Origin of the sequence: Actinosynnema pretiosum, assembly GCF_024171695.1 — a bacterium.
Taxonomy (GTDB): domain Bacteria; phylum Actinomycetota; class Actinomycetes; order Mycobacteriales; family Pseudonocardiaceae; genus Actinosynnema; species Actinosynnema pretiosum.
Genome location: NZ_JAMTCF010000005.1, coordinates 34,382 through 44,769 on the forward strand (window position 1 = coordinate 34,382; position 10,388 = coordinate 44,769).

The 10,388-nt window shown below is 74.9% G+C and carries 2 protein-coding genes and 2 pseudogenes; all 4 read left to right on the forward strand.

The window, feature by feature from the left end:
* Positions 1–250: 250 nt before the first annotated feature.
* Positions 251–3,256: pseudogene (locus tag LV78_RS11555) on the forward strand (type I polyketide synthase); the annotation flags it as partial.
* 99 nt (positions 3,257–3,355) lie between these two features.
* Positions 3,356–5,239, forward strand: a pseudogene (locus LV78_RS42170) (type I polyketide synthase); the annotation flags it as partial.
* A 102-nt stretch (positions 5,240–5,341) separates the two neighbouring features.
* Positions 5,342–5,554: a hypothetical protein gene (locus LV78_RS42200; RefSeq protein WP_504923060.1), complete on the forward strand. Its 213-nt coding sequence runs from the start codon at positions 5,342–5,344 to the stop codon at positions 5,552–5,554.
* Entirely contained in the window at positions 5,551–10,359 is a 4,809-nt protein-coding gene (locus LV78_RS11560; protein WP_386936295.1) for a type I polyketide synthase, read from the forward strand. The genes LV78_RS42200 and LV78_RS11560 overlap by 4 nt, the downstream gene beginning before the upstream one ends.
* Positions 10,360–10,388: the final 29 nt, after the last annotated feature.

Sequence of the window (10,388 nt, forward strand, 5' to 3'; positions counted from 1 at the left end):
CGACCTCTTGAGCGCGTTCGCACTAGCGCAACCCGCCGCCCCTTTGCAAGTGATCTGAATCACAGCGTTTCGAAGCGTCCTCCGCGCTCGACCCCAGTGCTCCACCACCCCTCCTGGGGGCATTAGGGGTATCTGGTGTGAATGCCGTCTCCCTAACCTCCGATGCAAGGCGGCCAAGGGGGTTCGCGGACGGAAGCCAACGGCCGGGCAGGCACGGCGATCGTGATCGGATGGCGCGCTGGTGAACAACGAAGATCAGCTTCTCGACTACCTCAAGCGGACCACCGCGGAGCTGCGGGACACGCGGAGGCGATTGCGTGAGCACGAAGAGCGGGAACGCGGCCCGGTCGCGATCGTCGGGATCGGCTGCCGGTTCCCCGGCGGCGTCACGACGCCGGAACACCTGTGGGACCTGGTCTCCTCCGGTGTCGACGCGATCTCGGAGTTCCCGTCGAACCGGAACTGGGACCTCTCGGCGCTGTACGACCCCGATCCGGCGCGGCGCGGGCACACCTACGCCCGCACCGGCGGATTCTTGCACGACGCCGCCGAATTCGACCACGACTTCTTCGGCATCAGCCCGCGCGAGGCGCTCGCGATGGACCCGCAGCAGCGGTTGCTGCTCGAGACCTCCTTCGAGGCGATCGAGCGCGCGGGCATCGCTCCGCACTCCCTGCGGGGCAGCCGCACCGGGGTCTTCGCGGGCGTCATGTACAACGACTACGCCACCAGGATCACCTCGGTCCCGGACGACCTCGACGGCTACCTCTCCAACGGCAGCGCCGCGAGCATCGCCTCCGGTCGAGTCGCCTACACCTTCGGGCTCGAAGGCCCGGCCGTCACCGTCGACACCGCCTGCTCCTCCTCCCTGGTCGGGCTGCACTGGGCGGTGCGCGCGCTGCAGTCCGGGGAGTGCTCGCTCGCCCTGGCGGGCGGCGTGACGGTGATGTCGACCCCCGAGACGTTCGTGGACTTCTCGCGGCAGCGCGGACTCGCTCCCGACGGCCGGTGCAAGGCGTTCTCGGTCGACGCGGACGGCACGGGCTGGGGCGAGGGCGCGGGCATGGTCCTGCTGGAACGCCTGTCCGACGCGCAGCGCAACGGTCACCCCGTGCTCGCGGTGATCCGCGGTTCCGCGATCAACTCCGACGGTGCGGTCAGCAGGCTGACCGCGCCGAACGGGCCGTCGCAGCAGCGCGTCATCCGGCAGGCGCTCGCGAGCGCCGGTGTGAAGCCGTCGGACGTGGACGTCGTGGAGGCGCACGGCACGGGCACCGCGCTGGGCGACCCGATCGAGGCCCAGGCGCTGCTGGCCGCCTACGGCCAGAACCGCGCGCAACCCCTGCTGCTCGGCTCGGTGAAGTCGAACATCGGCCACGCCCAGGCCGCGGCCGGGATCGCGGGCGTGATCAAGATGGTGCTGGCCATGGAGCACGGCGAGGTTCCGCCGACGCTGCACGCCGACACCGCCACCGACCAGGTGGACTGGACCTCGGGTGCGGTCGAGCTGGTGGTGAAGCGGCAGCCGTGGCCGGAGACCGGACGGCCGCGCAGGGCCGCCGTGTCCTCGTTCGGGCTCAGCGGGACCAACGCGCACGTGGTGCTCGAACAACCCCCCGCGCCCGCGCCGCCACCGGAGACCGGGAAACCGGCCAGCTCCGCGGTGCCGTGGATCGTCACCGCGCGCACGCCGCGCGCGCTCGACGACCAGCGCGTCCGCCTGCGAGCGCACCTCGCCGAGCACCCGGAGCTGCGCGGCGCGGACGTCGCGCTGTCCCTCGCCGTCACGCGGTCCAGGTTCCAGCACGGCGTGATCGCCGTCGGCAGGGACGAGGCCGAACTGCTCGACCGCCTCGCCCTCGCGTCCCCGTCGGCTGCCACGAGGGGCTCGACGGCGTTCTTGTTCACCGGCCAGGGTTCCCAGCGGATCGGCATGGGCCGCGCGCTGCGCGCGGCGTTCCCCACGTACGCCGAAGCCTTCGACGCCGTGTGCGCGCTCGCGGACCGGAGCCTGGACGAGCCGCTGGCCGCCGTGATCGACGGCGACGCCGAGCTGCTGAACCGGACCGACTACGCGCAGCTCGCCATCTTCGCCGTGGAAGTGGCGCTCTACCGGTTGTTCGAGTCCTGGGGGATCGTGCCCGACCACCTGATCGGCCACTCGGTCGGCGAGCTGTCCGCCGCGCACGTCGCCGGTGTGCTCTCGCTGGAGGACGCCGTCGCCCTGACCGGTGCGCGGGGTCGCCTGATGGCGGCCCTGCCGTCCGGGGGCGCGATGGCCGCGGTGCGGGCCTCCGAGGCCGAGGTCACGCCGTTCCTCACCGGCCAGGTGGCGCTCGCGGCCGTCAACGGCGCGCGGTCGGTCGTCGTCTCCGGCACGGCCGAGGCCGTCGACCAGCTCGCCGCGCGGTTCGGCGAGGTCAAGCGACTCACCGTGTCCCACGCCTTCCACTCGCCGCTGATGCGCCCGATGCTCGCGGAGTTCGCGCGGGTGGCGGAGCGGTGCGCCTACGCGGAGCCGCAGGTGCCGATCGTCTCGACGATGACGGGGCAGGTCGAGACCACCGCGCTGACCACACCCGACCACTGGGTCGAGCACGTGGTGAGACCGGTCCTCTTCGCGCCCGCGCTCACGGCGGCGCACGCGCTGGGCGCGCGCCGGTTCGTGGAGCTGGGGCCGGACGCCGCGCTCACCGCGCTCGCCGCCGACGCGCTCGACGGCGACAGCGCGGTGATCGCCGGGCTCCGCCGCGACGGTGACGAGGAGCTGGACGTCGTCAGCGCCGCCGCGGCCCTGCACGTCTCGGGTGGCGCGGTCGACTGGGGCCGCTTCTACGCCGCGCACCACGCCCAGCGGGTGGAGCTGCCGACCTACGCGTTCCAGCGCGAGCGGTCGTGGCTGGAGGAGAGCGCGACGTCGGCGGGCGACCCGGAAGGGCTCGGCCAGCACTCGACCGGGCACCCGCTGGTGCCCGCGGCGACCGACGTGCCCGAGAGCGGGGCCGCCGTGCTCACCGGACGACTCGCGCCGAAGGCGCAGACCTGGCTGGCCGACCACTCGGTGCACGGCGCGGTCCTGCTGCCCGGCACGGCGTTCGTCGAGCTGGCGCTGCGAGCCGGTGAGCACGTCGGGTGCGACACCGTCGAGGAGCTGGCCCTCGACGCGCCGCTGCTCCTCCCCGGTGACGGCGCGGTGGCCGTCCGGGTGGTCGTCGGCGGCGCGCGGGACGACGCGCCGGACCGCCGCGAGCTGACGATCTGGTCCCGTCGCGGTGACGCCGCCGACGAAGGCGGTTCCTGGACGCGCCACGCGAGCGGCACCCTCGCCTCGGGCGCCGAGGAAGCGGCGGCGGCGCCGGAGGGCTGGCCGCCGGAGGGAGCCGAGCCGGTCGACCTGGCCGACCTGTACCCGAGGCTGGCGCGCACGGGCTACGGCTACGGCGAGGTGTTCCAAGGTCTGCGGGCGATGTGGCGTCGCGGCGACGAGCTGTTCGGCGAAGCCGCGCTGCCCGACTCGGCCAGGGGCGCCGCCGCCGGGTTCGGCCTGCACCCCGCGCTGCTCGACGCCGTGCTGCACGTCAACCTGCTCGACCTGCCCGGCGGACGCGCCGTGCTGCCGTTCGCGTGGGGCGGGGTGCGGTTGCACCGCACCGGAGCCGACGTGCTGCGGTTGCGGCTCTCGCCGGACGGGACGGGCGCGGTGTCGCTTGAGCTGTCCGATCAGCACGGGCAGCCGGTGGCCAGCGTGCGCAGCCTCGTCGCGCGCCCGGTGTCCCCGGAGGCGCTCGCGGGCTCCGGAGACCTGCCGCTGCACCGGATCGAGCTGGTCGCGGCGTCCGGTGCGGCCGACCGCTCCGACACCGACCCGATGTTCGTCCCGCCCGCGCCCGGCGCCGGTGACGAGGTGCCGGAAGTGGTGCGGGAACGCGTGCGCACGACCTTGGACCGGGTGCGGGGGTGGCTGGACGACCCAGGGTCCGCCGGGCGCCGCCTGGCCGTGGTGCTGCGCACGGGTGATCTCGCCCACGCGGCCGTGCGCGGGTTGATCCGCGCCGCGGAGGCGGAGAACCCCGGCCGGTTCCTCATCGTGAGCACCGACCTGGCGGTGACCGACGAGCGGGTCGCCGCCGACGACGCGGTCCGCGCGGCGCTCACCGTCGACGAGCCGGAGGTCGTCGTCGCGGGCGGCGAGCTGCTGGTGCCGCGCCTCGCGCGGACCGAGGCGGCCGAACCGCCGACCTGGGATCCCGACGGACTCGTGCTGATCACCGGCGGCACCGGCGGCCTCGGCGGGCAGCTCGCGCGGCACCTCGTCGCGGAGCGCGGTGCGCGGCGGCTGCTGCTGGCCGGGCGCAGGGGAGCGGACGCGCCCGGCGCCGAGGAGCTGCGCGCGGAGCTGGAGGCGGCAGGCGCGTCGGTGACGCTCGCCCGCTGCGACGTGGCGGACCGGGAGGCGCTCGCCGCGCTGCTCGCCGAGCACGACGTGCGCGCCGTGGTGCACGCCGCGGGCGTGGTGGACAACGGCATGCTGGCCGGGCTCGACCACGAGCGCGTCGACCGGGTGCTGCGGCCGAAGGTGGACGCCGCGTGGCACCTGCACCAGCTCACGCGCGAGCGGGACCTGTCGGCCTTCGTGCTGCTGTCGTCGGCCGCGGGCACGCTGGTGCCGGGCGGCCAGGGCAACTACGCCGCGGCGAACACCTTCCTCGACGGGCTCGCCGAGCACCGCCGCGCGCTGGGACTTCCCGCCGTCTCACTCGCCTACGGCCTGTGGACGGGCACCGGCGGCATGAGCGACGACATGGACGAGGCGGACACCGAACGCCTGCGCCGCCTCGGGTTCCCGCCGCTGACCGCCGAGCAGGGACTGCGCCTCTTCGACGCCTCGGTCGGTGGCGAGGAAGCGGTGCTCGTTCCCACGCGGCTCGACGCGGCCGTCGTGCGGCACCGCGCGGGTGGCGTGCCGCCGCTGCTGCGCGGTCTCGTGCGCGCGCCGAGGAGGGCTGCCGAGCCGGGCGCGGGCGCCGCGAACGGCGCGGGCTGGCGCGAGCGGCTCGCGCCGCTCACCGAAGCGCAGCGGGACAAGGCGCTGCTGGACCTCGTGCGCACGCACGTGGCCGCCGTGCTCGGCCACCCGTCGGCCGAGTCGATCGACCCCGGCCGCGCGTTCCAGGAGCTGGGCTTCGACTCGCTGGCCGCCGTGGAGCTGCGCAACCTGCTCGCCGCGGCGACGGGACTGACCCTCCCGGCGACGCTCGTGTTCGACCAGCCGTCCCCGATCGCGCTGGCCGCGCACCTCCGAGCCGCGCTCGTGCCCGGTCCCGAGGACCTCGCCAGGGCGGTGCTGACCGAGATCGACGGCCTGGAAGCGACCCTGCGCGCGCTGCACGGCGACGAAGACGGGCAGGCCCGCGTGACGGCGCGGTTGGAGGCGCTGCTGCACGCCTGGCGCGACGGCCGCACGGACAGCTCCGAACCCGCCTCGCCCGATGTCGGCGAGGCGAGCGACGACGAGCTCTTCGCGAGGATCGACAACGAACTGGGAGCCCTCTGATGGATGCCACGGCAGATTCGGCGACTGCGGACAAGCTCCGCGACTACCTCAAGCGGGCGACGACGGAACTGGGGCGCAGCCGCCGCCGCGTCCGCGAGCTGGAGGACCGCCACCGCGAGCCCATCGCGATCATCGGCATGGGCTGCCGGTACCCCGGCGGGGTGCGCACGCCGGAGGAGCTGTGGGGGCTCGTCGCCGACGGCGTGGACGCGGTGAGCGAGTTCCCGACCGACCGGGGCTGGGACGCCGAGTCGTTCTACGTCCCCGAGCCCGGACCGCCCGGCACCTCCTACGTCCGCGAGGGCGGGTTCCTGCACGACGCCGCCGAGTGCGACCCCGCGTTCTTCGGCATCAGCCCCAAGGACGCTCCGGGCACCGACCCGCAGCAGCGGCTGCTGCTGGAGGTCACCTGGGAGGCGTTCGAACGCGCGGGGATCGACCCGGGGACGTGCAAGGGCTCTCCGACCGGGGTCTTCGTCGGGCTGATGCACCACGACTACGTCGGCGGCACGATCTCCGGCAGCATCGTCTCCGGCCGCATCGCCTACACGCTCGGCCTGGAGGGGCCCGCGGTCACGATGGACACCGCGTGCTCGTCCTCGCTGGTCGCACTGCACTCGGCGATCGGGGCGCTGCGCCGGGGGGAGTGCACGCTCGCCCTCGCGGGCGGCGCCGCGGTCATGGCGAGCCCGGAGATGTTCCTCGAGTTCAGCGAGCGCCGCGCGCTGTCCCCGGACGGGCGCTGCCACTCCTTCTCCGACGACGCGGCGGGCGCCGCCTGGTCGGAGGGAGCGGGGATGCTGCTGCTCGAACGCCTCTCGGACGCCGTGCGCAACGGGCACGAGGTCCTCGCCGTCGTGCGCGGCAGCGCGGTCAACCAGGACGGCGCCTCCAACGGCCTCACCGCGCCCAGCGGTCCGGCGCAGGTGCGCGTGATCGAGCAGGCGCTCGCCGACGCGCGGCTCGCGCCGCACCACGTCGACGCGGTCGAGGCGCACGGCACCGGCACCACGCTCGGGGACCCGATCGAGGCGCAGTCCGTGATCACCGCCTACGGCCAGAACCGCCAGGCGCCGCTGTGGCTGGGCTCGATCAAGTCGAACATGGGCCACCCGCAGGCGGCGGCGGGCGTGGCCTCGATCATCAAGGCGGTCCAGGCGATCCGGCACGGCGTGCTCCCGAAGACGCTGCACGTCACCGAGCCGAGCAAGGCCGTCGACTGGTCCGCGGGCAACGTCCGGCTGCTCACCGAGACCCGCGACTGGCCGGAGCAGGACCACCCGCGCCGCATCGGCGTCTCGTCGTTCGGCATCTCCGGCACCAACTCGCACGTGATCGTCGAGCAGGCGCCCGAGCCCGCCGCCGGGCCGGAGCGGGAGCGCGGCACGCTGCCGGTGGTGCCGTGGGTGCTGTCCGGCAAGGGGGCCGACGCCGTGCGGCGTCAGGCCGACCGGCTGCGCGCGAGGTTCGGCGACGACGCCGGGGCCGATCCGTTCGACATCGGGTTCTCACTGGCCACCACCCGCGCGGCGCTCTCCCACCGCGTCGCCGTGACCGGCAGGAACCGCGCCGAACTGCTGGAGGCGCTGCGCGCGGTCGCGTCCGGTGACACGCCCGCCGTCGCCGCCGGGGCGCCCGGCGGGCTCGCGGTGCTGTTCTCGGGCCAGGGTTCCCAGCGCCCCGGCATGGGCCGCGTGCTGCACGCCGAGTTCGAGGTGTTCGCGCGGACCTTCGACGAGCTGTGCCTGGCGTTCGACAAGCACCTCGACGAGCCGCTGCGCGAACTGATGTTCGCCGACCCCGAGGACCCGGCGGCCGTGGCGGCGCTCGCGCGCACCGCCTACACCCAGGCGGCGCTGTTCACCTTCGAGACCGCGCTCCACCGCCAGTTGGAGCACTGGGGCGTGCGTCCGGACTACGTCGGCGGCCACTCGATCGGCGAGGTGGTGGCCGCGCACGTCGCGGGCGTGCTGAGCGTCGAGGACGCCGTGGGGCTGGTGTCCGCGCGCGGCAGGTTGATGCAGGCCCTGCCGCCCGGCGGCGCGATGGTGTCGCTGCTGGCCTCGGAAGCCGACGTCGCCCCGCTGCTGACCGGCGGCGTTGACATCGCGGCGGTCAACGGACCGCGCTCGGTCGTGATCTCCGGCGACGAGGACGCCGTGACCGAGGTGGCCACGCGCTTCGAGAAGACCACCCGCCTGACCGTCTCGCACGCCTTCCACTCGCACCGCATGGACCCGATGCTCGACGAGTTCCGCGAAGTCCTGTCCGGACTGGCGTTCCACGAGCCCACGCTGCCGGTGGTCTCCAACGTGACCGGCGCGCTCGCCACGACGGAGGAGCTGACCTCGCCGGAGTACTGGGTGCGGCACGTGCGCCGGGCCGTGCGCTTCGGCGACGGCGTCTCCACGCTGGTCGAGGAAGGCGCGACGCGGCTGCTGGAGGTGGGGCCGGACTCGGTGCTGACCACCATGGCGCCTGCCGTGGTGGGGGAGGCGGTCGAGGTCCTCCGCACGCAGCGGCGCGACCGGGCCGAGGACGCGACCCTCGTGGAAGCGCTGTGCGCACTGCACAACACCGGTGGAGGGCTTGACTGGAAGGCCGTGTTCGCGGGCGGTCGCAAGGTGGAGCTGCCGACGTACCCGTTCCGGCGCGACCGCTACTGGGAGGACGCGCCGATCCTGCAGGCCGAGCGGTCCGCAGGCGCTCGCGGCGACGTGACCTCGGCCTTCTGGGACCTGGTGTCCGAGGGGGACCTGCCCTCGCTCACCGCGGCACTGGGAGTCGGCGAGGAGTTGGTCGCGCCGGTGCTCCCCGCACTCGCCTCGTGGCACGACCGGCAGCGCGCCGACTCGGCCGCCGACGCCTGGCGCCACCGGACCACGTGGGCTCCGCTGGCTCCGCCCGCGACGCCCGGCGGAGCGTCCTCCTGGCTCGTCCTGACGCCGGAGGACCCCGACGACTGGACGCGCGCGGTGCTCGACGGCCTCGCGGCTGCCGGGACGCGGACCGAGGTGCTCGCCGTGCCCGGCGGCGCCGACCGCACCGCGCTCGCCGGGCTGCTCGCGACGGCAGGTCCCGGCGTCGACGGGGTGCTGTCGCTGCTCGCACCGGCGGTGGGCGCCGCGGTGGAGGCGGCCGTGCTGACCGCGACCCTCGTCCAGGCTCTCGGCGACACCGGGCACGTCGCACCGCTCTGGTGCGTCACACGGGACGCGGTGGCGCACGGCGCCTCCTCCGAGGTGACCGGTCTCGACCAGGCGGCGGTCTGGGGCCTGGCCAGGGTCGCCGCGCTGGAGCACCCCGACCGGTGGGGCGGCGTCGTGGACCTGCCCGCCGAGCTGGGAACCGCCACCGCGGCGCGGTTCGCGGCCGTCCTCGCCGACCAGGGGAACGAGGACCAGCTGCTCGTCCGCGAGTCCGTCGCCTACGGCAGGCGGCTCGAACCCGCGCCCGCGCGGATCGCGTCCCGCTGGGAGCCGGACGGCACGGTGCTGGTCACCGGCGCCACCGGCGCGGTCGGCGCCGCCGTGACGAGCTGGCTCGCCGACCAGGGCGCCAAGCACCTGCTGCTGGTCTCGCGGCGCGGCGCGGACGCGCCCGGCGCGGACGCGCTCGTCGCCGAGCTGGCCGAGGCGGGCGCCGAGGCGCGTCTGGTCGCCTGCGACGTGGCCGACCGCGACGCGGTGGTTGCGCTGCTCGACGGCATCCCCGACGACCGCCCGCTCTCGACGGTCGTGCACCTCGCGGGCGTGCTGGACGACGGCGTGCTCGACTCGCTCACGCCCGAGCGGTTCAGCGCCGTCTTCGAGCCGAAGGCAGACGCCGCCAGGCACCTGCACGAGCTGACGAAGACCAAGGACCTCTCGGCGTTCGTGCTCTTCTCCTCGCTGACCGCGACGGTCGGCGGCGCCGGCCAGGCCAACTACGCGGCGGCCAACGCCTACCTCGACGCGCTCGCCGAGCACCGCCGAGGCGCGGGGCTCCCGGCGACGTCGGTGGCGTGGGGGCCGTGGGGCGGCGACGGCATGGCCGCGCACGGCGCGGTGCGCTCCGCGACGACCGCCATGGGCATCACGGCGCTCGACCCCGCCAAGGCGCTGGTGGCGCTGCGCCGCGCGCTCGACGGAGGCGACACCTCGGTGACCGTCGCCGACGTCGAGTGGTCCACCTTCGCCCCCGCGTTCACCGCGACGCGGCCGAGCCCGCTGCTGGCCCAGCTCCCTGGGGTCACCGCCGTCGCGGGCGGCGGCAGCGGCGCCGCCGAACTCGCCGGCTTCGCCGACAGCCTCGTCGGCCTGACCGCCGGTGAGCGCGACCGGGCGTTGCAGGGCCTCGTGTGCACCCAGGCCGCCTCGGTGCTCGGCTACGAGAGCGGCACCGCGATCGAACCGGGCACCGCGTTCCGCGACCTCGGCTTCGACTCGCTGACCTCGGTGGACCTGCGCAACCGGATCAGCGGCGCGGCAGGCGTCCCGCTGCCTGCCACGCTGATCTTCGACTACGCCACACCACTGGCCCTCGCCCGGCACTTGGACGAGCAGATCGGCGGCGGCGCGCCCGAGGACGGGGCGGGCACCGTGGACGGCGTCGTCGCCGAGCTGGAGGGCGTGGCCGCCCGGTTGACCGCGATGAGCCCGGCCGATCTGGAGCAGGGCCGGATCACCATGCGGTTGCAGGCGCTGCTCACCGACCTGAACGGGGCCTTCGTCGGTGACGGGGCGGCTGTGCTGGCCGGACGGCTGGAGGAGGCGTCGGCGGACGACGTCTTCGCCTTCATCGACAAAGAACTCGGCTCGGCCTGATCCGGCCGCGGCCCCCGGCTTCGCACAGG